A 25,301-nucleotide genomic window follows, 5' to 3' on the forward strand; every position below is an offset into this window, starting at 1 on the left:
AAACGGGGAGAGAGTCATGATCGTGGCGATCGTCGCGTGCGAGATCGGCTTCTGGGTGCTGCTCGTCGGCGGCCTGGCCGCGCGCTACCTGCTCAAGGCCCGCACGCTCAGCACTGTTCTGCTGGTGTCGGTGCCGCTGGTCGACGTGGCCCTGCTCGCGTTCTCGGTGATCGACCTGCGGCGCGGCGGCGAGGCCGGCACGGCGCACGCGCTCGCCGCCGTCTACCTGGGCGTGTCGGTCGCCTTCGGCCATCAGATGGTGCGCTGGGCCGATCAGCGGTTCGCCCACCGGTTCGCGGGCGGACCACCGCCGGTCAAGCCACCCAAGGGCGGCCGGGAACACGCCGCGTACGAGCGCCGCATGTGGCTGCGCCACCTCACGGCGTACGCAATCGCGGCTTTGATCCTCGGGGTTTTCGTGGCGCTCATCGGTGACCTCGGCCGCACCGGCGCGCTGTGGAACACGATGCGGATCTGGGCCGTCGTGCTGGTGATCGACGGGATCGTCGCGTTCAGTTACACGTTCGCGCGGCGGCCCATCTCGTCGGCGAAGGATCGCTGAGCCTCCCGCATGATCCGCAGCTCCTCCGGGTCTTCGAAGGCGGCGAGGTCGGCGTCGGCCAGGTGGGTCTGCACCCACCAGATGTTGCCGACCGGGTCACGCAGGCGGCCGCCGCGGTCACCGACGATGCGCGAGGTGAAGACCGCGGTGACGACGGTCGCGCCGGCCGCCACCGCTCGCTCGAACACCGCGTCGACGTCATCCACATAGACGCTGAGCAATGCGGGCATGTCGGGCCAGCCCGGCGCGGCATCGAACGCCATCACGACCGAATTGCCAACAGTGATCTCGGCATGACCGATGGTGCCGTCCGGATTGAAGACCTTTCGCGCCGGCTCGCTGCCGAACGCCGCCTCGACGAAAGTGAGGAATCGTCCGGCCCCCTTGGCCGCGACATACGGAGTGACCGAGCCCTTACCGTCCGGAATATTCATGGGCCAATCATCCCCGCCGTAGCGGTCATTTTCCGACCGCTGTTGCCTTCGGGGTCGCGGTACGTCAGGGTGTTCCGAGCAACCGTCGAAAGGGATGCTCGTGAATCGGCTCTGGGGCCGGGTTTCGGTCCGTGTCGTGTCCGTCGGCGTGCTGGTCGCGGGCCTGATCGGCGGCATCTATCTCGGCTCGGGCTGGCAGTCCGACGACGCCTCCGAGGCGCCGATCGCGAGCGCCGTGCAGGCCGACCTCGACATGCAGTTGCTGAAACAGCATCAGAGCCAGAACGCCGCCGCCCGCGCGTGGCAGCGCCAGGCCGAGGGCAACGCCGCCGCCAAGGCCGCGGCCGCCGCCAAGGCCGCCGCCGGCCAGGCGCACAAGCTCGAGACGAAGGTCGCCAAGGACAAGAAGGCGGCCGCCGATCGCAAGAAGGAGGAGGAGAGCGGACCGGTCAAGTACAACGGCCCGATCCCCGCCTCCTGCAACGAATACTCCGGCAGTCGCGAGATCGGCTGCGCGCTGATGCTGGACAAGGGTTTCCCGATCGCCGAGTTCCCGTGCCTCGACCAGTTGTGGAAGCACGAGAGCGGCTGGAACTACAAGGCCGAGAACAAGAGCTCCGGCGCGTACGGGATTCCGCAGGCCCTCCCCGGCAAGAAGATGGCTTCCGCCGGCGCCGACTGGAAGACCAATCCGGCCACCCAGATCAAATGGGGCCTGGGCTACGTGAAGGGCCGTTACGACTCCCCGTGCGGCGCGTGGAACTACTTCCAGAACAACGGTCACTACTAGCCTTTCAGGCGGCGCGCAGCCGCCGGGCCATCGTTGTCGCCGCTGCTCCGGCCACTGTGGCCAGCAGAATCCAGCCCGCGATCACCCACGAGCCAGAGCCCAGAACGGCCGCGAAGGTGCCCACCGCGAGCAGCGATCCGAAAGCGCCGACCGACAGAATCGATCCAACGGATCCCACCGACAGAACAGAAAGAAACGACGCCACACTGGCGACCGAAAGAATCGACCCGAACGACCCGAACGACAAAATCGAGTCTTTCGAGTAGACGCTGAGAATCGATCCGCTGGACTTGTACGAGAGAATGTTCTTCGTTCGAGGCATGCGCTAATCATGTCGGCCGGTGTCGCCGGCCGGGATCCCGGAGATTGCTGAACCGGCATCAACCAGTTGGTGGACCGGTTTCTCAGCCGGCCCGTTTGGCCTGGTACATCGCGATGTCGGACCGTCGGCTCAGAATCCGGGGCGGACGCCGAGAACGAAGCACGTGGATCGGCACGACCGCGAACGCGACGCCGGCCTCGATCTGAGCCAGATCGATGACGTCGACGTGGCGCTGGATCACGCTTCCGGGCCCTTCGGTGGTCGCCTCCCCCTCGTCGTCCTTGACGTCGAACGTGGCCATCCGGGCCCCTTCGCGCGCAGCCGACACCTGGCGGAAGCATTCCGCCGCGGCGTCAGGGTTGCGCCATCCTTGTTTGGAATGCAAACCTATCTGCATCCCACACAAGGAGGCGCCATGAGTTCGGAAGCCCTGCTCGACCACCTCAAGGGGCTGCGTCGAACCGTGCGTCACGACCGGCAGGCGTACGCCGTCCCCCTCCTGCTTTTCGGGGTGCTGACCTTGGCGGCGGCCCCGCTCTACCTCGACTCCGAAGGTCCGGACGCTCTGCGGGCCGCACAACAGAACCCAGCCCTGGCCGGCCTCGGCGGCGACCTGCTCCAGAACTCCGCCGCGATCGGCTGGTACTGGCTGGCCGCGCTGATCCTCGGCTACCTGGGCACCCTCTGGTGGTACCGCCGCCACGCCCTGGCAGTGGGAGTGCAGACCTCCACGCGCAAATACCTGCAAGCCGGGGTGGCCGGAGTCCTTGGGGGCCTAGCGCTCGGCCCCGTCCTTCAGTTCCTGGCCGTCAACACGTACACATCAGTCTCCGAGGCGGCGCGGCGGATCCTCTTCCCGCTGTACGCCCTGCTCAGCCTGGGCCTGATCCCGATCCTGGTGATCACCATCGGCGTCCTGGTGCTGGCCCGGGTCGAACGCAGCCGCCTGCTGGCCCTGACGGCGGGCATCCTGGCCGTCACCCTGGCCGCCGCCGTGATCTACGTGAACGCCCCGCCCTTCGGCGACACCTTCCCGAGGTGGGGGTACGTTCTGACAGTGCTCCCACCGGCCGCAGTCCTGCTCACGACCGGCATCATCGCCGCAGTACGGACGCGCCGAACCCACACATGACCACACCCGCCGACTCGACGTCGCCGCATCCCACAAACGCCTTGGACGACACCGTCCACCAGCGTCACCGCTTGGGCATCCTGACAATCTGCGCCGAGGCCGAACGGGTCGAGTTCACCTACTTACGAGACACGCTGTCCCTGACCGGCGGCAATTTGTCCCGCCACTTGGCCGTCCTCGAGGAGGCCCACTTGATAGAGGTGACAAAGGGCCACGAGGGCCGGCGCCCCCGCACCTGGATAGCCATCACAGCCGTAGGCCGCGCAGCGTTGGCCGCCGAACTCGCCGCGCTCGAGGCGCTGGTTCTCCGTCACCGCCGGACTTCAGACGCATGACATCGCCGGTGCCGCACCCCTCGTAGATCGCCAGGGCAGCACTCTCACGGTTCGCCGGGACATTGCCCTTCCTGGAAGCCGCGATGACGCCCGGCGCCTACCGCCTGCGTCGCGCCAGCACCGACCACCCGTTGCACAGGTCACAAGCCGCCGGACTCGCACCGAACGAGACCGATCAGCGCCCGCGAAGCGCCGACCGGTCTCGTTCGTCGTTGCAGGTGGGGCATTCACCGCGAGTCAGTCACTAAGACGATCTCTGATTCACACTTTGCCGGACGCCTCACCTCGGCGGATCGGCGCCAAGATCGCATCGGGAGCCGGCTCGACGCGATCCGCGGCATTGCTCGCGGCGGGGGTCTCCCCATCGTTGCGCAGCCGCAGGGGCATCTGCTCAACGATTGAAGACCCACCGGTCGCCGCCTCAGCGAACGCCGACGCTGCACTGTCACCTCCGCCGATCGTTGCGGTTCCGGCTCGCGGGCCACGCAGCCAACGGACGTCGCTGTAACCATCTCGAAACAAAGTACGTTCGCCCCGCCGGTCGCTCAGCTCTGGAAGCAAAGGCGTCTGCACGTGCAATCCCGCCGATCCCGCCGAACGAGGTGACGCATAGTATTCGAGTAGTCACGAAGCGCCAGATAGGTAGACCTTCGAGTTCCAAACAAGAAGTACTAGCCTCGCCGTCAAGATCAACCTCTGTGATCCTGGTTCTGCGAGAACCACTCGGCCGAGCATTTTCATAAAGCTCCTTCATCAGGGCCTGATTTTGCAGTCACTATCCGCTTCTCAGCCACTGCTTAAATTGCATTCTTGGTCTGCAGTCTTGCAGCTCAACGCGACTTAATCGGTTAAGTTCTGTTTCATCCGAGAAGGAAACGAATAGATTCGTAGCGTCGCTTGTCCGGCGCCATTCGGCAATGACAAAATTCCAGCAACCCGATGGAGCGCAAGATCCGTCGAAAGTTCATTTGATCAAGGCATACAGCGCCGAGCGCAAGCTCGCCCACACACGGAGGCCACCGATCATGACCGAAACCCCCGGCTCGGCGGACCTGTTGTTCGCACGAACCATCGCGTTCGTTGCGATCCTGCTCTTCGCCAACCTCGTCCTGGTCGTGCTGCTCGCCGGAGGCTGCGACGTCCGGGCCGCGCTGGCCGCCGCAACCGGCTCCGCGATGCTCGCCGTGGAGATCGCGGATCAGCTTCTCAAAGCATGAGGTAACCCGCCCCGACACGCATCGAACCCCCGAGTAGGGACCGAGGGCGTACGGGCAAGTTCCGCCTCCGCCGAGCCGTCCTTGGTGATTGGAGAATTCATGAGCGCCACCGCAACGCCGACAGACCGTTCGTCCGCCGCATCTGTTGCCCTGCAACGATTTGCTCTTGATCTTCAGGAGGCGCGCCGGGCGGACGGCGAGCCGACGTATGCCACGCTGGTGCACCGGATGAACCATGAGTTCTCGAAGGCCACCATCAGTCGTGTTCTGAACGGAGGAAGGCCCTCCTGGGACTTCACCTACCGCTTCCTCAAGGCATGCCGGGTCCCCGATGCAACCATCACGGAGACCTGGCGACCGAAGTGGACCCACCTGTGGGACGCGCTCCGTCCGCTCGATCTCCAGCATCCTCCAGACGCGACCGACAACACCGGTGCAGAGTGCACTGTCTGCGGCGCGTGGGTGATGAACAGGTCGCGGCACGCGGCTTATCACCAGCAGCGCGACGACCTGTCGACATCCAGCTCCAACGCTCTGGAACGGCTCGACCTCTTCGACGGAAAGCGAGGCTAAGCGATGGCCCCTGCCACGCCCGGCGCATCTGACAACATTCCCGAGAGCCGGAACACCAGGACCACCGAATTCGCGAAAGTGCGTCCTGATCAGCTTGCCGACAACCCGCGTAACCCACCTCGGCGCATCGAGGATCTGGAGGACATGGCCAATGTCGCCGAGTACGGCATACTGCAACCTGTCCTGGTCACCACACGCGAGAATTTCCTGAAGGACAACCGCGTGTTCGCCGACGTGATCGGCGACGCTCCGTACGTGATTCTGGCCGGGCATCGTCGGAAAGCCGCGGCTCTCATGTACAACCTCGAAGAGGTGCCGGTACACATCCGGCACGACCTGAGCGCCAACGGCGGGGACGCAATCGTCCGGCTCGTCGAGAACCTGAGCCGCAAGACACTCGATCCGATCAGCGAAGCGCTCGACTATCAGCGTCTGCGCGAGGAGAACGGGTTGTCCGTCCGCGATATCGCGAGGAGGGTAGGTATCCCTTCCCACGCCGTCGTATCGAAGCGCCTGAAACTACTGACGCTGCCGACCGCGTTGCAGGAGGCGATCGCCAAGCTCGAGCTTCGCGTCACCGACGCCGAAGCTTTGGGCAAGCTGGACACCGGCGAGCTCCAAGTGCAGGCGTGGGAAATAATGCGCACTCATAACATGTCCGTCGCGCAGGCCATGACGGAAGTGCAGCGGCGGCCACGCCGACGGGATTCGTCCGACGGGAGGCAGAGGCACAGCGCCGGCGACCGCCCAGGTTCGTCGCACGAGGCGACGGATACGGATGCCAGCGGTTCCGAACTCGATGCGGCCCAGAAGTCGAACGAGGCGCGGTTCGCCGTGTGCCAGCTTCTGGCCAAGCAGGGGCCTGACTCCGACGACGTCACCCGGTTCATCGCGGCTTACGCGGTGCAGGGCACGTCGTCCTCGTGGCATCGCGATGCCGTGCGGCTCGCCCATCGCTGGCTACGGCGTGCAGAAGTCGGACCGGTGGACAACGATCCTCAGCTCTACCTCGCCGCGGTAGACCCCGAGGACGTCGTGCACGTCGCCTTCGTCATGGCGCTGGCCTCCGATGAGATGCGCATCCGCGACCGCCGGCGGCGCTGGGACCACCGCGACATCGCCCACCTGAGCCGCCTGGAGGCAGCCGGCCACACTCTGACCGACTGGGAACGTCAAAGAGCAGCCGAAGCCCGATAAGGGGTTCAACCCCCACACACCGACGGCGACCGGCCGCACCGCGGGTTGCCGGGGTTCGCCTCCTGAGCAGACATGACAAAGGCCCTAGCCCGCTTCCGCGGACACGGGCCCTGTCTCTGACGGCGACTCCGCCGAACCTGATCGTGTTGGAAGTCAGTGGAGCTCGCTCTGCTCGTATGCCGGCGCCAGCTCGGCCCACCGCGCGCGCCACCTTGGCTCTGGCGTCTGGTCGGTCCACGGCTGGAGGTCGGCTGAAGCCTCGTCGCCGAGTGATCGTGCTAGATCCTCCAGGTGGGCCTGCCATCCGGCGCCGAAGAAGTGGAGGCGGTCCTGCGGCAGGCCGCGTTCCTCGACTACCAGGTGCGTTCTGCCGTTCTCGTCGGTCAGCCACGCCTCGATCTGGGCCTCGTCGTCGGTGCCGGGCTCGGTGGTCAACAGCAGATGATGCGGTTTCTCGCAGACGTCGATGCGGCCCGGCCCGGTCCATGTGCTGGTGAAGACGGCGTGGAACGAGCCGCCCGGCCGCAGATCGCCGGACACCTGAGCGATCCAGCGTGCGAGCCGCTCCGGTTTGGTGCACGCCTCCCACAGATCGTCGATGTCGGTGTCATAGGTTTCCTCGACGCGCACCGCGCCACGGGTTCCGTCGAGCGAGCGCATCGTCCCGGCAATCTTCACTTTCGCTCCTTCTTTCCTCGGGCGATCTCCGTGTGCAGGGCGTCGAGCCGGTTCTGCCAGAGCGCCCGGTACGGCTCCAGCCACTGATCCACCTCGGTCAGCGCCTCGGGCCGGAGGGCGTAGATGCGGCGTTGCGCGTCCTGGCGAACGTCGACCAGTCCGGCTTCTCGCAGCACGCGCAAATGCCGGGACACCCCCGGACGAGCGATCGGAAGCGCCGCCGCGAGCTCGCCGGCCGACGCCGGGTGACTGCGCAGAATCTCAAGCATCGTGCGCCGGCTCGGGTCAGCCAGCGCCTGCAAGACCTCATCCATAACGCCCACGAGCGTAACCAGTCGGGTACGTAACCACAAGGGTACATAGAAGCCCAAGCCCAGCCTCGAAGGAGAACGACTCAAGATGCCAGGGCCGGAAGAAGACGATTCGACAGATCGACCCTCACGCACCCACCGCGACCAACCGCAACGCGCTACCTCACGGGTTCGGCCCTCACGCAACCACGCGCCCACCGCAACCGACCGCACCGCGGTACCTCACGGCGTTCGGCCCTCACGCAACCACGCGCTGACCGTGACCAGCCGCACCGTGGGGTTTCAGGGGGCTCGGCCCCCTGAGCAGACATGACGAGGCGGCCCGGTTCGCGCTTTCCGCGAACACAGACCGCCTCGACTCGTGGAGGTGCCGGGAATCGAACCCGGGTCCTTCGTCGCTTCGTCAGGGCTTCTCCGAGCGCAGCTCACTATGCCTCTACTTGGCCCCGGGAATCACGTGAGCGAGTTCCTGTGACGGGCCCAGTCGCTGATTAGTCTCGCCGCAAGGTCCCCGCGACCGGGACCTGTTGGCCAACCTCCTAGCTGATGCCGGAGATCCGGGACGGAGGTGCTCCCGGTCCGACAGACTTGCTACTCGCCTCAGGCGGCGAGAGCGAAGTCAGCGCGCTTGGTTTCGGCGCTTATTGTTTTCCGACGACCGATTCTCGAGACGACGTCGGCTTCCTCGGCTCGCTTCCCCTGTCTCCACATTCGAAGTCGAAACCAGTCACCCCCTGGTAAATGAACAACTGTGCCATCCTACCTGACCCGGCACGAGCCGCCCAACGCATTACAGCCGGCCGGGCGGGCGTTGCCGCGGCCGCTCTTCGAGGTCTGGAAGCCGAACATGGCCTCGGCTCCGGGGGCCAGGGTGCCGCCGTTGAAGACGAAGCTGCTGCCCTGCTGGTCGCCGCGGGCGTTCCACACCCCGCGCAGCTGCAGGTTCGCCAGGCCGCTGTGGCTGACCGTGACGCGCCAGTCGATCGGGCGGTCGCCTTCGTTGACCACCCGGACCGCGGCGACGTAGCCGGAATCCCAGCTCGCGGTGACGCGCAGGGCCGCCTCGACGTCGGTCACCGTGGGAGGCGTCGTGGTCTTGCGGGGCGAAGGAGACGAGGAGCGGGAGGGCGTCGTGGCACGAGGCCGCGCCGAGGTACGCGTCGGAGAAGGCGAAAGCGAGGGCGAGGGGGAAATCGAGGGCGGCACAACCGTCGTACGGGAAATGGTTGGCTCTGGGGTGAGAGAGACGGGAGGCACAACCATCGTCATCCCGTTGTTGGCCTCGGCCGGACCGACCGCGCGCACGGCGATCCAGACGACCAGCAGCACCAGCACCGCCACGCCGAAACTCAGGATGAACCTGGCCGTACCGAACACGCGCACCGAGTGCTTGGCAGCCACCCTCGACCTCTCCCGAAACCCGAATCCGAAATCCCACATCGGCGCCGACGATGATCAAAAGTGCCGGCGGGGAAGGGTACCTGTCAGCCCATGCCTTTGGCACGCCGGCCGAGGGCGCGGCTGATCTCCTTCTGAGCGTCGCGGGACGCCAGGTCTTGCCGCTTGTCGTAGCTCTTCTTGCCCTTGGCCAGGCCGATCTCGACCTTCGCATAGCCGTTGTGGAAGAAGACCTGCAGCGGGACCAGCGTGACACCGTCGTCGCGCAGCTTGTTGCGCATCTTGAGGATCTCCTCGCGGTGCAGCAGAAGCTTGCGGACGCGCCGCGGCTCGTGGTTGGTCCAGGTGCCCTGGGTGTATTCCGGGATGTGCATCCCGTGCAGGAAGATCTCGCCGTTGTTCTCGTGGCCGAACGCGTCGACCAGCGAGGCCCGCCCGGCCCGCAACGACTTCACCTCGGTGCCGGTGAGCACCATCCCCGCCTCGTACGTGTCGGTGATGGTGTAGTCGTGGTAGGCCTTGCGGTTGGAGGCGACGACCTTGCGACCTTGTTCGCGTGGCATGCCGCCGAACCCCCTATGGATGTAAGTGACCGAACCTCACAAGGTTACTAGGTCGCTCAGCACAGACACGGGGGCAGATAGTTCACCGGGTCTCGGGGTGAGCCGTTGAATCGGGTCTCGAAGTGCAGATGGTTGCCGGTCGAGGCGCCCGTCGTGCCGACCAGGCCGATCACTTCCCCCCGGCGTACGTAATCCCCCTCCTGCACGAGGAATGCCGACTGGTGCCCGTAGCAGGTCTGGAAGCCGACGCCGCTGATCCGCCCGTGGCTGATGCAGGTGTACCGGCCGTAGCCGCCGGCCCACGAGGCTCTGATCACCCGTCCCGCGGCGGCGGCCCGGATGGGTGTGCCCCCGCCGGCCGCGATGTCCATGCCCGCGTGCAGCTGCCAGACGCGGTAGTACGGGTCGTAGCGCCATCCGTAGTTGCTGGACTTCCAGCCCATCACCGGCATGAGCAGCCGCCCGCCCCCGTACCGGCCGTCGCCCGATTTGAGGGAATAGCCGCGCAGGGCCGCCTCGATGCGCGCCTCCTCGGCCTTGGCCGCCCGGTAGCGGGCAAGCACGGCGGCGCGCTGTGAGTTGGCCATCTTGAGCGCGTCGGCCCGGGTCTGGGTCAGCTGGGCGAGGGCCTGGCGGGCGCGCTCGGCGGCGGTCTGGGCGGATCGCGCGGCGGTCAGGCGGTCGCGGGCGTCGGCCTCGGCCTCCTCGGCGGCACGCTTGGCGAGTCCGGCCCGGTCCTGTTCCGTACGGGCTTCGCGCCGGGCGTCGACGAGGGTGTCCACGTCCTCCTGCTGGGCGCGCATGATCTGGTCGACGATGCTGAGCCGGTCCATCATGTCGGCCGGCCCGCTCGCGTCGACGAGCACGTTGAGGCGCGCGATGTTGCTGCCCATGTAGCTGGCCGTGGCGATCTCGTCGACCCGATCGCGGGCGGCGTCGACCTTGTCCCGGGCCTCGTCGAAACGTCCGGCCACCTTCGCGTACGAATCCCGGGCCGCCTTCGCCTTGCGATTTGCGGTGTTGGAGGCGGCCATGGCGGCGGCCACCGCGCCCCGTGACGTTGCGACCTTCTTCTGCGCGGCGGGCATGGCCGCGGTCGCCGTCTCGAGTCGCAGGGCGGCCGCCCGGGCCACGTCGGTGGCGTGTTCGAGCACGGCCTCGGCGCGCTGCACGGCCTTGGCTGCCCGCTCGGCGTCGTCGTTCTTCGGGTCAGCCTGGGCCGGGTGCGGTGCGATCAACAGGCCAGCACAAAACGCCAGAAGAGCATATTTAGGGCTATGTCGACGTTTGGACCACACGAAGAGCACCGTAACGCGACCTAAGCCGTCTTACCTCCTAAAACGCCCAACGGCCGCCTCCCCGAAGAGGAAGCGGCCGTGGCGTGATTGCAGCGTCGGGGGCGTCAGACCTTGAGATAGAAGCGCAGCGTGACCCACGCCGTGACGGCGCTGACCAGGGCACCGACGCCGGCGAGCAGCGGCAGCATGAGCCACACGTTGCCGTTGTCGATCGGCGTCAGGATGTTCGTGAGCGCCTGCAACTTGTTGTCGAACAGCACGATCTTGCTGACGAACAGGGCGACGAAGCCGAGCACCGCGCCGATCAGGCCGGCGACCACCGCCTCGAGCACGAACGGCGCCTGGATGAACCAGTTCGACGCGCCGACCAGCTTCATGACGGCGACCTCGCGGCGCTTGCTGTACGCGGCGACCTGGATCGTGTTTCCGACCAGCAGCAGCGCGGCCAACGCCATCACCCCCGCGACCACCAGCGCACCGACCTGGATGGCGTTGAAGATGTTGAACACCTTGTCGAGCAGCGCACGCTGGTCGATGATGTCCTGAATGCCCTCCATCGGGCTCATCTGGTCGGTGAACGTCTTGTAGGTCTCGGGGTTCTTCAGCTTGACCCGGAACGACTCAGGCAGGCTGTTGGGGCCGACCGACTTGACGAACTCGGGCGAGTCCTTCCACAGCTCCTGGAACCGCTTGAGGGCTTCCTCACGGGTCTCGTAGGTCTTCCCGGCGACCAGAGGGTTGGACGAGATCGCGCTGTCGATCGCCGTGCGCTGGGCCTCGGTGACGTCGGTGCGAAGGAAGATCGAGACCTCGATCTCGCCGTAGTAGTAGTTCTTCATCTGGTCGACCTGCATGTAGAGCAGCACACTCGCGCCCAGCATGGTCAGCGAGACCGACATGGTGATGATCATGGCGACCGTCATCGTGACGTTGCGCCACAGGCCCACCAGGACCTCGTTGAGGACGTACTTCAAGCGCATCGGGGGGTTCCTTCCGGGACTCCGCGCATTTCAGGTTCAGTCTGGGGAATGGACGGAGCCGGGCTCAGCCGTAGACGCCGCGAGCCTGGTCGCGGACGATGCGGCCACTCTCGATCTCGATGACGCGGCGGCGCATCTGGTTCACGATGTTGGAGTCGTGGGTGACCATGACGACCGTCGTGCCGGTGCGGTTGATCCGGTCCAGCAATCGCATGATCTCGATCGACGTGTCCGGGTCGAGGTTTCCGGTGGGCTCGTCGGCGAGCAGGATCAGCGGGCGGTTCACAAAAGCCCGGGCGACCGCGACACGCTGCTGTTCACCACCGGAGAGCTCGTGGGGGTAGCGGTGCTCCTTGCCGCCGAGGCCGACCAGTTCGAGAACCTCGGGCACGACCCGCCGGGAGACGGCCTTGGTCTTGCCGATGACCTCCAGGGCGAAGGCCACGTTCTCGTACGCGGTGCGGTTGGGCAGCAGGCGGAAATCCTGGAACACGCAGCCGATGGAGCGGCGGAAGTGAGGGATCTTCCAGGATCGGATGGAGGTGACGTCCTTGGCGTTCACCATCACCTTGCCCTGCGTGGGCGACACCTCGTGCAGCAGAAGCTTGATGATGGTCGACTTGCCGGAACCGGAGGGGCCGATGAAGAAGACGAACTCACCCTTCTCGATACCGACGCTGACATCGTCCAGCGACGGCCGAGACGCCTTCGGGTACGTCTTCGTCACGTTCTCGAGCTGAATCACGGGAACGGAGTCTACGCGGTGTAACGAAAACGCCAACCCCGCCGGGTCCGCCATTCTGCGCGTCCGGTGAAGAAACTCAACCCCCGGACGACGGCGGCCCACCGTTCGTCCGGGAGCCGTCGCCGTCCGTAGACGATCTTGCCGGGCGTTACGCCGAGGCGGCCTTCTGCGACTGCTTGCGCCAGCGGATGCCGGCCTCGATGAACTCGTCGAGGTCGCCGTCGAAAACGTTCGACGGGTTGCCCGTCTCCTGCTCAGTGCGCAGATCCTTGACCATCTGGTAGGGGTGCAGCACGTACGACCGCATCTGGTCACCCCATGATCCGGTGGTGTCCTGCTTGAGGCCCGCGAGCTTCGCCTCTTCCTCCTGGCGCTTGCGCTCGAGCAGCCGCGCCTGGAGCACGCGCATGGCCGAGGCCTTGTTCTGAAGCTGCGACTTCTCGTTCTGACACGTCACGACGATGCCGGTCGGAATGTGCGTCAGCCGCACAGCGGAGTCGGTGGTGTTAACGCTCTGTCCACCAGGACCCGACGAACGGTAGACGTCGACGCGGAGCTCGTTCTCGGGGATGTCGATGTGGTCGGTCTGCTCGACCACGGGCATCACCTCGACGCCGGCGAAGCTCGTCTGGCGGCGGCCCTGGTTGTCGAACGGGCTGATCCGCACCAGGCGGTGGGTGCCCGATTCCACACTCAACGTCCCATAGGCGTACGGGACCTTGACCGCGAAGGTGGCCGACTTGAGCCCCGCCTCTTCGGCGTAGGAGGTGTCGTAGACCTCGGTGGGGTACCCGTGCCGCTCGGCCCAGCGCAGGTACATCCGCATGAGCATCTCGGCGAAGTCGGCCGCGTCGACACCGCCGGCGCCGGCCCGGATCGCCACCACTGCTTCGCGGGAGTCGTACTCCCCCGAGAGCAGGGTGCGTACTTCCATCTCCTCGATGGCCTTGCCCAGCCCGACGATCTCTTCACCGACCTCGTCGAGGGAGTCGGCGTCGTCCTCCGACTGGGCCAGCTCGAGAAGGGTGTTGGCGTCGTCGAGACGCGAACGCAGACGCTCCAGACGCGAGATCTCGCCGGAGACGTACGAAAGGCGGCTGTTGACCTCTTGCGCCCGGGTCTGGTCGTCCCACAGGTCGGGTGCGGACGCCTGCTCCTCGAGGTCCGCCTTGTCGCGCCGCAGCTTGTCGACGTCCAGGACGTTCTCGATATTGCGCAGGGTGGCGTCGAGGGTCTTGAGTTGCTCGGGATAGTCGGCAGCGGTCACAACAGTCAAGACTACGCCGCCCCGCACAGAAAGCTGGTCGGGGCGGCGCAGTATCAGTCGGAGGTCAGCCGGCCGGAGCGATCTTGAGCCAGCTCAGCGCCGCCTTGTGATAGGCGACGGCGAACTCGAGGGCCGCGGCGCCGTACTGGTCGCCCGCCTTCTTGGCCTCCTTCGCCTGTTCCTTGGCCATCGCCATGGCCTCGGCGTGGTACTCACTGGCACCGCTGTAGAGGGTTTGCAACTGGGTACCGCTGTGCTGCTCGCCGAAGGCGACCCGCAGCGCGACCGGGTTGCGCAGTGCATCCCGGCCCGGGGCCTCGGCAAGCCACCGGCTGAAGGCTCGCTTGCCGGCGGCGGTGATGGCGTAGGGCTGGCTTGATCGGGGGCCGGGTTTGCCGAGACGGACGTAGCCCATTTCGGCGAGAACCGGCAATTCGCGGTAGACCTGGCTCCGCGTCATCGACCAGTATGGCCCGAGACGGCGTTCGGCAGCCGCCATGAGCTGTCCGCCGGTCATCGGCCCCTCGTGAAGCAGGCCGAGCAGTGCGGCAGCCGTGGGATTGATTTGAGAGTCGGGCATGCCTTCTAAGCTGCCACTTTGTAGCGCCGACGTCCAGGATTTCGCCCGATCCGTCCAGTTTGCGTCTCCACAAGCGACTGTCCCGCACAGACAGTCCGACCACGAGGGTCGAGACGGCGCGTTCTCCCGAAAATCTGGCTCTTGACCAGCTAAAATGGTCCTAGCCAAACGGTCAGACGGCGATGCCGGGCAGGAAATACCCGAAAACCGGACAGACGGCCCCTCCGGAACGGGTACGTTCCCAACAATCACGACAATCGACTCCGTTTTGCCACCGGTGACGTGGCTCCGGGCCCTTTCGGGGTCACTCCGGCCCCGGAGGATCGCCGCGTACCCTGAGCCTCATGTCATCCCAGGAGGTCGCACCGGCCCCGAAGCCGGCTGCCGCCGCCACGTCGAACGGTTTTCTTCTGGCGGCGCTCACGCTGATCTGGATGGGCGCCATGCTCTGGTCGGCGCGCGCCACGATCACCGGCCGCATCGACGCCGAGATGGAAGTGACCTCCACGGCATACGCGTTGCCCGGCGCCATCTCGGCCGCCCTCGTCACCGGGTCCACGGTGGCGCTCGCGGTCCTGGCGCTGATGAGCCGCCGCGGTGAGCTCGGCGCGAGCACCCGCTTCGCGATCGCCACCGGCAGCGGCCTGCTCGTCGGCGTGCTCGGCGCGCTGGTCATCGTCACGATCAACACCGAGGGCTGGCTGTACGCCGTGACCGGCGGCACGGTCGCCGCGGCCGCCACGATCGGCGGGGCGCTGGCCGGCTTCCGCATCCCCCGGGTGGTCAACGCGGTGGGCTGGGCCTCGGTGGCCGTGTTCGTGGTCGGGTTCGTGCTGAGCTTCTTCCAGGGCCCGCTGCTCGACGCGCTCAGCTCCAGCGAGACGCGCTCACAGGCCAACGCTTCACAGTGGTATTCGTACGGCCAGGGTGTGCTCAGTGGTCTCGCGGCCGGCCTGATGTCCTACCAGGTTCTTCGCCGGGCGCGTCGCCGCTCGGACGAGTTGGACGTGCCGTGGCCGTTCTACGGTCTCGCCGGGGCCGGCGCCGGCCTGCTGCTGGTGGTCGCCGAGATCCTGACCCGTACGGCCGGCAGCCGGGTGCTCGACCTGGCGGGCCGGGTGAGCGAGCTCGAGACCGTGGTCCAGCAGATGCTGAGCGGGGCCCGCCTGAACAGCGCCCTGATCATCCTGTTCGTCGGAGCTTTGTCCGCCACGATCGCGGTGGGCCGCACGATCAGCCCCGCTGCCGAGGAAGAGGACGAGCCCGCCGCGCCCGCGCCGAAGCCGACCGCCGCCTCCAAGCCGGCCGCTTCCGAGCCGGCCGCTTCTGAGCCGGCCGAGTCCTCCGACGAGGACGAGGACAGCGATGACGAGCCGTCCGCGGGTGGCGCGCCCGTCAAGTCCCAGGCCCGGCCGTCCAGCGCTTCCTGACCCTCCGCACCGCGTGGCGCCGAACCGCTTCCCGGCGGCGGCGTGTTCGGCCCAGGCCCGGCCGTCCAGCGCTCCGTAACCACTTTCCTGTGGTGCCCGCGCCTTGGGGCGGCTCCGAGCGTGCTGAATGCCGCATCGCGGCGACGTGCTCGGGCCGGGCTTCCTAGATGAGCTCGTCGAGCTCGGTCACCGCGTACCACTCCAACTCGTGGTCCTCGGCGCCGTCGACGGTGAACTGGGCGTCGGGGTCGCCCGCGGCCGCCTCGTCGACCACCTCGGCGGCCGCTGCCACCGACTCGGCCGCGTCCGCACTGTCGACGTGGATCGAGGCGACCTCTTTGATCGACACCGGCTGCGGCAGCCTCACGGTGCTCGACCCGAGCTCGACGTCTTCCCGCACGAGCGCCGTCGACGGCACGTCGGCCGAGACCACAACACGCCGGCGAGGGGCCTCGGCGTCGAGGCGCAGCAGGTGGAGCGCACCCTGGGCGGCCCGCGTGAAGGCGACGTATTCCAGCTCCTCCTCGTCGCCCTCGGCATACCACTCCCGGAGCGCGGGCGTCACGGCGTGCGCCTCCAGCGGCCCGGCCCCCAGCTGCCCGTCGGCCCGCAGGGCAGCCAGCATCGGCACGGTGGCCGGCACATAGACCCGGACCAGCTCGGTGATCGGCACGTCTCCTCCAGCGGTTGGACCGTCCCCGTAGTACACCGCCACAGCAGTCCGGGGTAGGCCCATTCCACCAGTCGTGTCCGTATCGTGGCCCGCCGGGTCGTCCAAGCCTGTGGACAACCCGGCAATGTGGATAACTCCGGGCACCGCGCCACCGTCGAGTAGGGTCAGCCCCATCTATTTTCCCTGGGTGGGCGGGGGAGGCGGCGGCTGCTCCAGAAAATAGATCTTGTCGGCGTGACGAGGCGGCCGGGCGGCTCGGACGCGGGGAGCCGCAGCCGGCAGCCAAGTCGATAACCAGCCGCACGCCACGGCGACGGGCAGCCACAGCCGGCAGCCAAGGCGATCGCCAACCGCACGCCACGGCGACGCGGAGCCACAGCCGGCAGCCAAGGCGATCACCAACCGCACGCCACGGCGACGGGGAGCCGCTGCCGGCTGCCAACCGCACCCCACGGCGACCGGTACGGCGGCGGCCCTGGTCGATCAGCAACCGCACGCGTCGGCGGCGAGGGCGATGGTGACCGGGCCTGCGGCGAGAGCCACGGGAGCCGTACGCGGGTCGGGCGGGGAAGCCACCTCACCGGCGGGGGTAAGGACGGGGAAGCCCTCGCGGATCCAATACTCGATGCCGCCGATCATTTCGCGGACGTCGTAGCCGAGCCGGGCCAGCGCCAGCGCCGCGCGGGTGGCGCCGTTGCAACCGGGACCCCAGCAGTACGTCACTACGGGCACTGCGGGGTCGAGGAGCTCGCGGGCGCGGGCGGGGATGTCGGCGGTCGGCAGGTGCAGGGCTCCGGGGATGTGGGCCTGGTCCCAGGCGGGCCGCGCGCGGGAGTCGATCAGCACGAAGCCCGGTGCGCCGGTCGACAGCGCCGCCCGTACGTCGGAAACATCGGTCTGGAAGGCGAGCAGAGCCTCGAAGAACGAAACTGCGGCGCCCGTACGGGTGGAGATCGTCGTCATGGCACACCACGCTAGGTGCGCGGACGCGGTCGTTACATGGTCGTTCCCCGGCACATCTGGCGTAATGCCGGGGAAAGGCGCTTAGATGGCCGCCATGACCACGGATTTCGCGCTGGACCGGACGGACTGGCAGCTGTTGACCGAGCTGCAGAAGGACGGCCGGTCGTCGTTCGCCGAGCTCGCCCGGGCCGTGGCGATGTCACCCAGCGCCGTGGCCGAGCGGATCCGCCGGCTCGAGGAGGCGGGTGTGATCGCGGGCTACCGGGCCAGCCTCGACCCCGAACGTGTGGGTTTGCAGGTGATGGCCTTCGTTCGCCTGCGTTATCCGACCGGCAACTACCGGCCGTTCCACGCGCTGCTCGATTCGACGCCCGAGATCGTCGAGGCCCACCACGTCACCGGTGAGGACTGCTTCGTGCTCAAGGTGCTGGCCCGATCGATGCGGCACCTCGAAGAGATCACCGGCCGCATCTCGGGGCTGGGGGCCGTCACAACCAGCGTGGTCTATTCGAGCCCGCTCACCGGCCGCGCCATTGCCCCGCCGGAGTGACGCTTTCCGCGGGAAACGATGGCAAACTGAGGCAACCGTCCGAGACCAGGAGGTGACCGTGGCCGAGCCGCGTTTCCTGCTGCTGACCGACGTCGCCACCGAGCTGAACGTCTCGGAGTCGCAGGTCTACCACATGGTCCGCAGCGGTGAGCTGCCCGCGATCAAGATCGGCGGCCGGGGTCAGTGGCGTGTCGAGCGCGCCCGGCTCGAGCAGTACATCGAGGAGAAGTACGCCGAGACGGCCGCCTGGGTGGCGCACAACCCGCTGAACGCGTCCGAGCCCGAGTAGCCCGCCAAACGCGTCCGAGCCTGAGTGGCTGGCCCGCCGAACTCGTACGAGCCCGAGTCATAGCCGGCCGCCCATGTCACGAACCTGCTGAACACGTCCGAACCGGCCGGAGAAGGACGCCCGATTCATCCCTCTTCCCGCCAGGATCAGATGGATCTCCCTGCGCGTTGACCCCAGCTCTGCCTTGCTTTCAGAATCGCTGTCACAGGCAAACGAAGGCAAACGCAAGGTCAACTCAACGATGGGGTGGTGCGGCGCGATGCAGAGGACGCTGGAGGCAACCCGGAACGGGCCACGGTCCGCGATCAGCCTGAGACCCACGCCGCGCTGCGAGCCACCGTTCGACGACGAGCTGGAGCCCACCGTCTGGGCCACCGCCCAGCAGCTGGCGCTCGACTGGCCGTCCCAGCGCGCCACGCCCGACGCGGCGCGGGAGCCGGCGATCCCGCCGCAGCACTCCCCCATCGCCGGGGCGTCGGCCGAGGCCAAGCTTGCCGTACGCCGTTTCGTGGCCACCTGTGTCGAGGTGCTGAACGGTCATCGCCCGGCGGCCCATCTGCGTCGCCTGTCCAGCCCCATGGATGCCCAGTCGGTGGTGGCCCAGGGCATGGCGGCGGCGCACCGGGTGGCCGACTTCCGCCGTGCCCGCGGTCGCCGCCCCACGCGCCGGGTCTCCCCCGTCGCCGTCATCCACGTGCGCCTGTGCGAGCCCCGGCCCGGCGCCGTCGAGGCCGCCGTCGCCCTGGTCACCGGTGAACGCACGTGGGCCCTGGCCCTGCGCCTGGAGCTGCACCAGGATTCCTGGCGGGCCACCACGCTCCGCCTGATCTGACGGTCCAAGACACCCGGGGCGCCTGCCGACCACGCCCGGCAGTGGGCGTCCCGGGCCACAACGGCGCGCGGCGGATGACCCGAAGCGGGCGCCGAAGCGAGCACGAACCAGGAACGATCGGCCCCGAAAACACGACGCCCACACGCGGCCGACGACACGAGCCGGGCGCCGAAGCGGGCGCTGACCGGGAACCCGCCCAACCCGAAGAACACGACATCCGCGAGGCGGAACGCACACCCGAAGGCAGCGAGAACGGCGACGGCCCGCCGGCGGGAGTTCCGCTGGCGGGCCGTCGGTCGGCTTCCGGTCAGGCTGCGCCGGGGGCGCCGTGGCAGCGCTTGTACTTCTTGCCCGAGCCGCAGTAGCAGGGCGCGTTCCGCGACGGGCCGTTCGACTCGGCCTGGCCCGAGGACTGCGCCGCACGGCGGCCCGAGGTGTGCGCGGGGCTGGCCGGCACCGGGGAACCGCCGGGGCCGATGCCCAGGGCCGGCGCCTGCTGCTCACGCTGGATGGACGGGCTGCCATCGCCCGCCTCGCCGTCGATCGCCGGCGACGTGTATTGCAGGTTCTGCGGGCGTCGCTCGCCGCCGAGACCCTTCGCCCGCACCTCGACGCGGTCGGACTCGGTCTCGTTGGCGGTGTCGGCCATGACGCCACCGGCCGGCAGCGGCACCGCCTTGCTCGGGTCGACGGTCACCGTGGGCTGCTCCTGAACCTGAACCTCCAGGTTGAACAGGAACCCGACCGCCTCCTCCTTGATGCCCTCCATCATCTGGTTGAACATGTCGAAGCCCTCGCGCTGGTATTCCACGACCGGGTCGCGCTGGGCGTACGCCCGCAGGTTGATGCCCTCCTGCAGGTAGTCCATCTCATAGAGGTGCTCGCGCCACTTGCGGTCGATGACGCTGAGCAGCACCTGGCGCTCGAGCTCGCGCAGCGCCTCCGCACCCAGCTCCTCTTCGCGGGCCGTATAGGCCGCGCGGGCGTCCTGCACCAGCTGCGCACTGAGGAACTCGGCGTCGATCGCCTGACGCTCGCCGCCGGACTCCTCGACCATGTCGTCGACCGTGATGGTGACCGGGTAGAGCCGCTTGAGGTTGGTCCAGAGCTGGTCGAGATCCCAGTCCTCGGCGTAGCCCTCGCCGGTGGCGGCCGTGACGTAGTCGTGGACCACATCGTCGATCATGTTCTCGACCTGGTCGTGCATGTCTTCGCCGTCGAGGACCCGCTTGCGCTCGGCGTAGATCACCTGGCGCTGCTTGTTCATGACCTCGTCGTACTTGAGGACGTTCTTGCGGATCTCGGCGTTCTGACCCTCGATCTGGGTCTGGGCGCTGCGGATCTGCCGGGTCACCATCTTGGACTCGATCGGCACGTCGTCCGGGATGTTGAACCGCTCCATGACGGCCTCGACCGCGCCGGCCCGGAACCGCTTCATCAGGTCGTCCTGCAGCGAGAGGTAGAACCGGGACTCGCCCGGGTCACCCTGCCGGCCGGAACGACCACGCAGCTGGTTGTCGATGCGCCGGGAGTCGTGCCGCTCGGTGCCGAGCACGTAGAGCCCGCCGGCCGACTGCACCTCGGCGGCCTCCTCGTCGCAGGCTTCCTTCCAGACCGGCAGGACCTCTTCGAGCGCCTTCGCGTATTCCTCGGGGTTCTCCGCCGGGTCGAGGCCACGCTGGGCGAGCTCGGTGGCCGCGAGGAACTCGGGGTTGCCGCCGAGCAGGATGTCGGTGCCACGGCCGGCCATGTTCGTCGCGACGGTGACCCCGCCCTTGCGGCCGGCCTGCGCGATGATCGTGGCTTCCTGCGCGTGGAACTTCGCATTGAGCACGCTGTGCGGGATGCCGCGGCGGCGCAGCAGCTGCGACAGGATCTCGGAGTTCTCGACCGAGACGGTGCCGACGAGGACGGGCTGACCGGTGGCGTGCCGCTCGGCGATGTCTTCGATGACCGCGTCGAACTTGGCCTTCTCGGTCTTGTAGATGACGTCGGGGTGGTCGACCCGGATCATCGGCCGGTGGGTCGGGATGGACACGACGCCGACCTTGTAGACCGAGTTGAACTCGCCGGCCTCGGTCTGCGCCGTGCCGGTCATGCCGCCGAGCTTGTCGTAGAGGCGGAAGTAGTTCTGCAGGGTGATGGTCGCCAGGGTCTGGTTCTCCTGCTTGACCTCCACCCCCTCCTTGGCCTCGATGGCCTGGTGCATGCCCTCGTTGTAGCGGCGGCCGTGCAGGATGCGACCGGTGAACTCGTCGACGATCAGGACCTCGCCACCCTCGTCGACGATGTAGTCCTTGTCGCGCTTGTAGAGCTCCTTGGCCTTGATGGCGTTGTTGAGGTAGCCCACCAGCGGCGTGTTCACCGACTCGTAGAGGTTGTCGATGCCGAGGCGGTCCTCCACCCGGCCGACGCCGCGCTCGGTGACCGCGATGGTGCGCTTGGCCTCGTCGACCTCGTAGTCGCCCTCGCCGTCCTTGCCTCGCTGGAGGCGGCCGACGATCGCGGCGAACTCGCCGTACCAGCGCTGCGAGTGTTCGGCCGGACCCGAGATGATCAGCGGGGTGCGCGCCTCGTCGATGAGGATCGAGTCGACCTCGTCGACGATCGCGAAGTTGTGGCCGCGCTGGACCAGCTCGTCCTTCGACCACGCCATGTTGTCGCGCAGGTAGTCGAAGCCGAACTCGTTGTTGGTGCCGTACGTGATGTCGCACAGGTAGGCCGCGCGGTGCTCGGCGGCCGGCCGGTTCGGCAGGATCACGCCGACGGTGAGGCCGAGGAACGCGTGCACCCGGCCGACCCATTCGGCGTCGCGCTGGGCGAGGTAGTCGTTGACCGTGATGATGTGCACGCCCTTGCCGCTCAACGCGTTGAGGTAGGCCGGGAACACGCCGGTCAAGGTCTTGCCCTCACCGGTCTTCATCTCGGGGATGTTGCCGAAGTGCAGCGCGGCGCCGCCCATCAGCTGGACGTTGTAGGCCCGCTGGCCGAGCACCCGCTTCGCGCCCTCACGGGCCACGGCGAACGCCTCGGGCAGCAGCGAGTCGAGCGTCTCGCCGTCCTCGTAGCGTTCCTTGAACTGCTGGGTGCACTCCCGCAACTCGTCATCGGTCAGGTCGACATAGTCGTCCTCGATCGAATTGACCGCGTCCGCGATCGCCTTGAGCCGGCGCACCATGCGGCCTTCGCCGGCGCGTAGGACCTTTTCCAAAATCGACACGGGTCAGCGCTCCCCTAGACAGTCTGCCGAACCATCGTAGGCACCCTTCCGGCGAAGCTGTGACCCGAGCCTCCGGTTAACCGCACAAACAGTGTGAAACTTCGCATCAAGTTCGCTGAGAGCGGAGCCCTTCGGGCAGGATAAGGCGGGAAGAGGAGAGGGCGGAACCATCGCACAGATCAACGGCACCGGGGTACGGCTCCGGGCGTTTCGCGCCGACGACGCCGAGGCCCTGGCGGCCGGGTTCGCCGATCCGGTCTCGCAGCGGTTCCTCCCGCAGACGCCGGAACCGTTCACGGTCGCGCACGCCGAGCGCTACATCGCCGAGCGTGTCGTGTCCATCTTCGCCGAGGGTGGCGCCCTCTACGCGATCGCCGACCCCGAGACCGACGAACTGCTCGGCGGCATCGGCTTCGACAAGGTGGTGCCCGTCCGGCGGCAGGCCGAGGCCGGTTACTGGGTCGGCCCGTGGGCGCGCCGCCGCGGGGTCGCCACGGCCGCGCTGCGGGCCCTGAGCCGGCACGCCCTGAGCCACGGCCTGGAACGCCTCGAGCTGCTGATCGGATGGGACAACCCGGCCAGCCAACGGGTTGCGCTGGCGGCCGGTTACACCCGGGAGGGTGTACGCCGGGGCGCGCAGCCCGGCCGCGACGGCGCGCGCGAAGACATGTTGGTATACACCCGCCTGGCCGCCGACACCGGCGATCCGGCGCCACGCCTGCTGCCCGATCTGCCCGGGGGTGAGCTCACCGACGGCGTCGTGCGCCTGCGCCCGCTGGGCCCGGACGACACCGGCTTCCTGGCCGAGCTGCTCGGGCTGCCGGACGTGGTGGCCACGAGCGTGCCGCCGGTCGCGCCGACGCCGGAGAGCATCCGCCGCCGGTGTTTCTGGGCCGCGGCCCACTGGCTGCACGGCAACCGGGCCGACCTGGTGATCGAGGACGTGGCGACCGGCGAGCCGGCCGGTGACATCGGGCTCTACTACGACGACCCGGGCACGCAGCAGGCGATGATCGGCTACAGCATGCTCCCCGCGTACCGGGGGAAGGGTTTTCCGACCCGGGCCGCACAGCTGCTCTCGCTGTGGGTCTTCGCCGAGACCGACGTCGCGCGCCTCATCGCCGGCGCGGTGCCGTCGAACGTGGGCTCGCAGCGGGTGCTGGAGAAGGCGGGATTCCACAAGGAGGCCTACCTGCGCGCGCGGTTGCCGGGCCCGGACGGGACCCGCCACGACGACGTGCAGTTCGTCCTCCTCGCCGAGGACCTTCTGGCCGAAGGCCCTCGGCTTGATGGGTGACTAACCCGTAGCTTCCAGCGACAGGATTCCGTAGTCGTAGCCGCGGCGGCGATAGACGACGCTCGGGCGGCCGCTGTCCTTGTCGAGGAAGAGATAGAAGTCGTGGCCGACGAGCTCCATCTGGAAGAGGGCGTCGTCGACGGTCATCGGGTCAGCGGGATGTTCTTTTTCCCGGACGATCCGCCACGGCTGGTCCTCGTCGTGTTCCGCGAGGGCGGTGGCTACCGATGACGTCTCCTCAGCGGCCTGAACGGCCAGGCTGAGGTCGGTGGGCAGGCCGGCGGTGGCCGCTGCGACCGAGCGGGGCGTCTTGTGCCCCCGGTGGACCCGGCGACGGTCGGCGGAACGCCGCAACCGGCCGTCGAGTTTGGTGATGGCGCAGTCCAGGGCTGCGTAGAAGTCCTTGGCGCAGGCCTCGGCTCGGACGACCGGGCCTCTCGTCATGACGGTGATCTCGACTCGCTGGCACTTGTCGGACTGGCGCGGATTGCGCTCGTGGAAGAGTTCGACGTCTGCCCTGATCAGCTTCTGGTCGTAACGCTCGACCTTGCTCAGCTTGTCGGCTACGTGTTCCCGATAGTGCTCGGGAACCTCTACGTTGCGGCCCTTGACGACAATGTCCACTCGTGACCTCCCCCAACGTTTTGTTTCAACAGGCGCCCTTACGACGGGTGCCGGGGGCGCCGAACTGCGACGCGAAATGCGGGTGCCGACTACGCCGTGAAGAAAAGATTCACAGGGCGTGACCGGCTGCGAATGGGACGACTCCTCTCCGGTGCGGCTGTTCGCGGAACGCAGCGCCTGAAGGGTCTGCGGGTTGAGACGGCACTCATACCCTCGTCACCAAGACGCTAACGTGCCGATGCTCCCGCGTCACCCCTCGTTCGGGATACCAGATCCCCGACGTTCCACCTTTTCTCCACCCCTAGGTGGTAATCCGCCGAAACGGACTGCCGGTGGCCTTCGGAGCTGGGTGGCAGCAAGAACAGCAGCGCCTGCGACCTGCATGTTCGCCTCCTCGAGCCGACCCGTCGCCGCGGCCAGCGTGGCCCCGGTGGTGACGATGTCGTCGACTACCACCAGCGTGCCTTTCCGGGGCGCGGCGCGTCGCAGAACGCCGATTCGGGGCCGCCGAATTCGCAGCGAATCCTCAGCCGCGGCGCGCCTCCCGGCCACGCTCAGTGACGTAGAGTCGGGACGCGGTAACGCTTCGAGCTGATGACTGACGCCAGCTTCCCAACCGGCGGCGCGCAGTCGGCGCACCGCGTGTGCGGCCAGTCGCGTCATGTGGTCGCCGCGCCTCTCCCGGGCGGCCGCGGCGGTCGACGGAACGGGCACGAGTGTCACCGGCGTGTCACGCGCCGCGACCGCCGACACCGCCGTGGCGAGCAGGGTGCCGAGGGGCCGCGCGAGCCGGTGCCGGCCCTTCTCCTTGTAGCCCAGCAACACACCCCGCAAAGGTCCCTCGTACGCCCCCACGGCCACGCACCCGGGCATGCCGGGAGGCGGGGGCTCGGGCGCCGTACGGAAAGGTCTGAGGGCTTCCAGGCGGGCCACACACCGGGCACAGGCACCGAACCGCAGCGGCACCCGTTCGGCCTCGCACCCGGCGCACGGAGCCGGAAGCACGAGGTCGGCCAGGTCGCCGAGCAGTCCCGTCAAAGT

Annotated in this window: 29 protein-coding genes and 1 other RNA gene; 12 read left to right on the top strand and 18 right to left on the bottom strand. The window is 67.8% G+C overall.

Features of this window, described 5'->3' with window-relative positions:
- The first annotated feature begins 16 nt into the window (after positions 1-16).
- Positions 17-562 (top strand): 2TM domain-containing protein, encoded by a 546-nt coding sequence (locus JIG36_RS25560; protein WP_203378933.1) that lies wholly within the window; start codon positions 17-19, stop codon positions 560-562.
- On the opposite strand, the gene JIG36_RS25565 is transcribed toward JIG36_RS25560, so the two are convergent.
- Positions 517-996: a VOC family protein gene (locus JIG36_RS25565; protein ID WP_203378934.1), complete on the bottom strand. Its 480-nt coding sequence runs from the start codon at positions 994-996 to the stop codon at positions 517-519. The two genes, JIG36_RS25560 and JIG36_RS25565, sit on opposite strands and share 46 nt — an antisense overlap.
- Before the next feature lie 136 nt (positions 997-1,132).
- Here JIG36_RS25565 and JIG36_RS25570 point away from each other — a divergent pair, with 136 nt between their 5' ends.
- Entirely contained in the window at positions 1,133-1,786 is a 654-nt protein-coding gene (locus JIG36_RS25570) for an aggregation-promoting factor C-terminal-like domain-containing protein (protein WP_307872911.1), read from the top strand.
- A gap of 4 nt (positions 1,787-1,790) precedes the next feature.
- On the opposite strand, the gene JIG36_RS25575 is transcribed toward JIG36_RS25570, so the two are convergent.
- Positions 1,791-2,108, bottom strand: a complete 318-nt coding sequence (locus tag JIG36_RS25575) for a hypothetical protein (protein ID WP_203378936.1) — start codon at positions 2,106-2,108, stop codon at positions 1,791-1,793.
- Between the two features lie 82 nt (positions 2,109-2,190).
- Positions 2,191-2,409, bottom strand: a complete 219-nt coding sequence (locus JIG36_RS25580) for a hypothetical protein (protein ID WP_203378937.1) — start codon at positions 2,407-2,409, stop codon at positions 2,191-2,193.
- A gap of 114 nt (positions 2,410-2,523) precedes the next feature.
- On the opposite strand from JIG36_RS25580, the gene JIG36_RS25585 reads away from it, so the two are divergent.
- The 5 genes from JIG36_RS25585 to JIG36_RS25605 all read left to right on the top strand — a co-directional run bounded on the left by JIG36_RS25585 (position 2,524) and on the right by JIG36_RS25605 (position 6,562).
- Positions 2,524-3,240: a hypothetical protein gene (locus JIG36_RS25585; RefSeq protein WP_203378938.1), complete on the top strand. Its 717-nt coding sequence runs from the start codon at positions 2,524-2,526 to the stop codon at positions 3,238-3,240.
- Positions 3,241-3,311: 71 nt separating this feature from the next.
- Positions 3,312-3,575, top strand: a complete 264-nt coding sequence (locus JIG36_RS25590; protein WP_438870755.1) for a transcriptional regulator — start codon at positions 3,312-3,314, stop codon at positions 3,573-3,575.
- Between the two features lie 917 nt (positions 3,576-4,492).
- Positions 4,493-4,792: a hypothetical protein gene (locus tag JIG36_RS25595; protein ID WP_203378940.1), complete on the top strand. Its 300-nt coding sequence runs from the start codon at positions 4,493-4,495 to the stop codon at positions 4,790-4,792.
- Positions 4,793-4,891: 99 nt separating this feature from the next.
- Positions 4,892-5,365, top strand: coding sequence for a hypothetical protein (locus JIG36_RS25600; RefSeq protein ID WP_203378941.1), 474 nt, complete (start codon positions 4,892-4,894; stop codon positions 5,363-5,365).
- A gap of 3 nt (positions 5,366-5,368) precedes the next feature.
- On the top strand, positions 5,369-6,562 hold the full coding sequence (locus tag JIG36_RS25605; protein ID WP_203378942.1) for a ParB/RepB/Spo0J family partition protein: 1,194 nt from the start codon (positions 5,369-5,371) through the stop codon (positions 6,560-6,562).
- A gap of 153 nt (positions 6,563-6,715) precedes the next feature.
- On the opposite strand, the gene JIG36_RS25610 is transcribed toward JIG36_RS25605, so the two are convergent.
- From JIG36_RS25610 to JIG36_RS25655, 10 genes are all read right to left on the bottom strand, one after another.
- Positions 6,716-7,222 carry an SRPBCC domain-containing protein gene (locus JIG36_RS25610; RefSeq protein ID WP_203378943.1) on the bottom strand — a complete coding sequence of 169 codons (507 nt, stop codon included), beginning with the start codon at positions 7,220-7,222 and terminating at the stop codon, positions 6,716-6,718.
- Positions 7,223-7,236: 14 nt separating this feature from the next.
- On the bottom strand, positions 7,237-7,554 hold the full coding sequence (locus tag JIG36_RS25615) for an ArsR/SmtB family transcription factor (RefSeq protein WP_203378944.1): 318 nt from the start codon (positions 7,552-7,554) through the stop codon (positions 7,237-7,239).
- 356 nt (positions 7,555-7,910) lie between these two features.
- Positions 7,911-8,286, bottom strand: a transfer-messenger RNA (tmRNA) gene (gene ssrA, locus JIG36_RS25620).
- A 24-nt stretch (positions 8,287-8,310) separates the two neighbouring features.
- On the bottom strand, positions 8,311-8,952 hold the full coding sequence (locus JIG36_RS25625) for a cellulose binding domain-containing protein (protein ID WP_203378945.1): 642 nt from the start codon (positions 8,950-8,952) through the stop codon (positions 8,311-8,313).
- A gap of 83 nt (positions 8,953-9,035) precedes the next feature.
- On the bottom strand, positions 9,036-9,512 hold the full coding sequence (gene smpB / locus JIG36_RS25630; protein WP_203378946.1) for an SsrA-binding protein SmpB: 477 nt from the start codon (positions 9,510-9,512) through the stop codon (positions 9,036-9,038).
- Positions 9,513-9,568: 56 nt separating this feature from the next.
- Positions 9,569-10,750, bottom strand: coding sequence for a peptidoglycan DD-metalloendopeptidase family protein (locus tag JIG36_RS25635; protein ID WP_203378947.1), 1,182 nt, complete (start codon positions 10,748-10,750; stop codon positions 9,569-9,571).
- A 164-nt stretch (positions 10,751-10,914) separates the two neighbouring features.
- Positions 10,915-11,790, bottom strand: coding sequence for a permease-like cell division protein FtsX (ftsX, locus tag JIG36_RS25640; protein ID WP_203378948.1), 876 nt, complete (start codon positions 11,788-11,790; stop codon positions 10,915-10,917).
- A gap of 64 nt (positions 11,791-11,854) precedes the next feature.
- Positions 11,855-12,535 carry a cell division ATP-binding protein FtsE gene (gene ftsE / locus JIG36_RS25645; RefSeq protein WP_203378949.1) on the bottom strand — a complete coding sequence of 227 codons (681 nt, stop codon included), beginning with the start codon at positions 12,533-12,535 and terminating at the stop codon, positions 11,855-11,857.
- A gap of 148 nt (positions 12,536-12,683) precedes the next feature.
- A complete protein-coding gene (prfB, locus tag JIG36_RS25650) occupies positions 12,684-13,802 on the bottom strand; it encodes a peptide chain release factor 2 (RefSeq protein WP_203378950.1) in 1,119 nt (372 codons plus the stop codon).
- 64 nt (positions 13,803-13,866) lie between these two features.
- On the bottom strand, positions 13,867-14,382 hold the full coding sequence (locus JIG36_RS25655; protein ID WP_203378951.1) for a PadR family transcriptional regulator: 516 nt from the start codon (positions 14,380-14,382) through the stop codon (positions 13,867-13,869).
- A 344-nt stretch (positions 14,383-14,726) separates the two neighbouring features.
- Here JIG36_RS25655 and JIG36_RS25660 point away from each other — a divergent pair, with 344 nt between their 5' ends.
- Positions 14,727-15,812 (top strand): hypothetical protein, encoded by a 1,086-nt coding sequence (locus JIG36_RS25660; protein WP_203378952.1) that lies wholly within the window; start codon positions 14,727-14,729, stop codon positions 15,810-15,812.
- A 163-nt stretch (positions 15,813-15,975) separates the two neighbouring features.
- Here JIG36_RS25660 and JIG36_RS25665 read toward each other — a convergent pair whose 3' ends face one another.
- Both JIG36_RS25665 and JIG36_RS25670 read right to left on the bottom strand, forming a co-directional pair.
- On the bottom strand, positions 15,976-16,485 hold the full coding sequence (locus JIG36_RS25665; protein WP_438870756.1) for a DUF6912 family protein: 510 nt from the start codon (positions 16,483-16,485) through the stop codon (positions 15,976-15,978).
- A gap of 483 nt (positions 16,486-16,968) precedes the next feature.
- Positions 16,969-17,448: a rhodanese-like domain-containing protein gene (locus JIG36_RS25670; RefSeq protein WP_203378953.1), complete on the bottom strand. Its 480-nt coding sequence runs from the start codon at positions 17,446-17,448 to the stop codon at positions 16,969-16,971.
- Positions 17,449-17,542: 94 nt separating this feature from the next.
- Between JIG36_RS25670 and JIG36_RS25675 the strand changes: the two genes are divergently transcribed.
- From JIG36_RS25675 to JIG36_RS25685, 3 genes are all read left to right on the top strand, one after another.
- On the top strand, positions 17,543-17,998 hold the full coding sequence (locus JIG36_RS25675; RefSeq protein ID WP_203378954.1) for an Lrp/AsnC family transcriptional regulator: 456 nt from the start codon (positions 17,543-17,545) through the stop codon (positions 17,996-17,998).
- 58 nt (positions 17,999-18,056) lie between these two features.
- Complete coding sequence (locus JIG36_RS25680) at positions 18,057-18,287, top strand: helix-turn-helix transcriptional regulator (protein ID WP_203378955.1); 231 nt, start codon at positions 18,057-18,059, stop codon at positions 18,285-18,287.
- Between the two features lie 259 nt (positions 18,288-18,546).
- The gene (locus JIG36_RS25685; RefSeq protein WP_236048216.1) at positions 18,547-19,119 is read left to right on the top strand and encodes an Rv3235 family protein; all 573 of its coding nucleotides are present in this window, start codon (positions 18,547-18,549) and stop codon (positions 19,117-19,119) included.
- A gap of 307 nt (positions 19,120-19,426) precedes the next feature.
- Here the strand turns inward: JIG36_RS25685 and secA are convergent, their stop codons facing one another.
- Complete coding sequence (secA, locus tag JIG36_RS25690; RefSeq protein ID WP_203378956.1) at positions 19,427-22,339, bottom strand: preprotein translocase subunit SecA; 2,913 nt, start codon at positions 22,337-22,339, stop codon at positions 19,427-19,429.
- A 169-nt stretch (positions 22,340-22,508) separates the two neighbouring features.
- On the opposite strand from secA, the gene JIG36_RS25695 reads away from it, so the two are divergent.
- A complete protein-coding gene (locus JIG36_RS25695; protein WP_203379011.1) occupies positions 22,509-23,636 on the top strand; it encodes a GNAT family N-acetyltransferase in 1,128 nt (375 codons plus the stop codon).
- On the opposite strand, the gene hpf is transcribed toward JIG36_RS25695, so the two are convergent.
- Both hpf and JIG36_RS25705 read right to left on the bottom strand, forming a co-directional pair.
- The gene (gene hpf, locus JIG36_RS25700) at positions 23,637-24,260 is read right to left on the bottom strand and encodes a ribosome hibernation-promoting factor, HPF/YfiA family (protein ID WP_203378957.1); all 624 of its coding nucleotides are present in this window, start codon (positions 24,258-24,260) and stop codon (positions 23,637-23,639) included.
- 249 nt (positions 24,261-24,509) lie between these two features.
- Positions 24,510-25,298 carry a ComF family protein gene (locus JIG36_RS25705; protein ID WP_438870757.1) on the bottom strand — a complete coding sequence of 263 codons (789 nt, stop codon included), beginning with the start codon at positions 25,296-25,298 and terminating at the stop codon, positions 24,510-24,512.
- Positions 25,299-25,301 lie beyond the last annotated feature (3 nt).

The sequence above is a fragment of the Paractinoplanes ovalisporus genome, assembly GCF_016834655.1.
Lineage (GTDB): Bacteria > Actinomycetota > Actinomycetes > Mycobacteriales > Micromonosporaceae > Actinoplanes > Actinoplanes ovalisporus.

Coding starts and splice junctions, on each gene's coding strand:
- smpB (WP_203378946.1), bottom strand. CDS start 9,512: ATGCCACGCGAACAAGGTCGCAAGGTCGTCGCCTCCAACCGCAAGGCC.
- JIG36_RS25595 (WP_203378940.1), top strand. CDS start 4,493: ATGACAAAATTCCAGCAACCCGATGGAGCGCAAGATCCGTCGAAAGTT.
- JIG36_RS25670 (WP_203378953.1), bottom strand. CDS start 17,448: ATGACGACGATCTCCACCCGTACGGGCGCCGCAGTTTCGTTCTTCGAG.
- JIG36_RS25660 (WP_203378952.1), top strand. CDS start 14,727: ATGTCATCCCAGGAGGTCGCACCGGCCCCGAAGCCGGCTGCCGCCGCC.
- JIG36_RS25675 (WP_203378954.1), top strand. CDS start 17,543: ATGACCACGGATTTCGCGCTGGACCGGACGGACTGGCAGCTGTTGACC.
- JIG36_RS25580 (WP_203378937.1), bottom strand. CDS start 2,409: ATGGCCACGTTCGACGTCAAGGACGACGAGGGGGAGGCGACCACCGAA.
- JIG36_RS25685 (WP_236048216.1), top strand. CDS start 18,547: ATGCAGAGGACGCTGGAGGCAACCCGGAACGGGCCACGGTCCGCGATC.
- JIG36_RS25560 (WP_203378933.1), top strand. CDS start 17: ATGATCGTGGCGATCGTCGCGTGCGAGATCGGCTTCTGGGTGCTGCTC.
- JIG36_RS25610 (WP_203378943.1), bottom strand. CDS start 7,222: ATGCGCTCGCTCGACGGAACCCGTGGCGCGGTGCGCGTCGAGGAAACC.
- JIG36_RS25565 (WP_203378934.1), bottom strand. CDS start 996: ATGAATATTCCGGACGGTAAGGGCTCGGTCACTCCGTATGTCGCGGCC.
- ftsX (WP_203378948.1), bottom strand. CDS start 11,790: ATGCGCTTGAAGTACGTCCTCAACGAGGTCCTGGTGGGCCTGTGGCGC.
- JIG36_RS25615 (WP_203378944.1), bottom strand. CDS start 7,554: ATGGATGAGGTCTTGCAGGCGCTGGCTGACCCGAGCCGGCGCACGATG.
- JIG36_RS25600 (WP_203378941.1), top strand. CDS start 4,892: ATGAGCGCCACCGCAACGCCGACAGACCGTTCGTCCGCCGCATCTGTT.
- JIG36_RS25585 (WP_203378938.1), top strand. CDS start 2,524: ATGAGTTCGGAAGCCCTGCTCGACCACCTCAAGGGGCTGCGTCGAACC.
- JIG36_RS25605 (WP_203378942.1), top strand. CDS start 5,369: ATGGCCCCTGCCACGCCCGGCGCATCTGACAACATTCCCGAGAGCCGG.
- JIG36_RS25575 (WP_203378936.1), bottom strand. CDS start 2,108: ATGCCTCGAACGAAGAACATTCTCTCGTACAAGTCCAGCGGATCGATT.
- JIG36_RS25655 (WP_203378951.1), bottom strand. CDS start 14,382: ATGCCCGACTCTCAAATCAATCCCACGGCTGCCGCACTGCTCGGCCTG.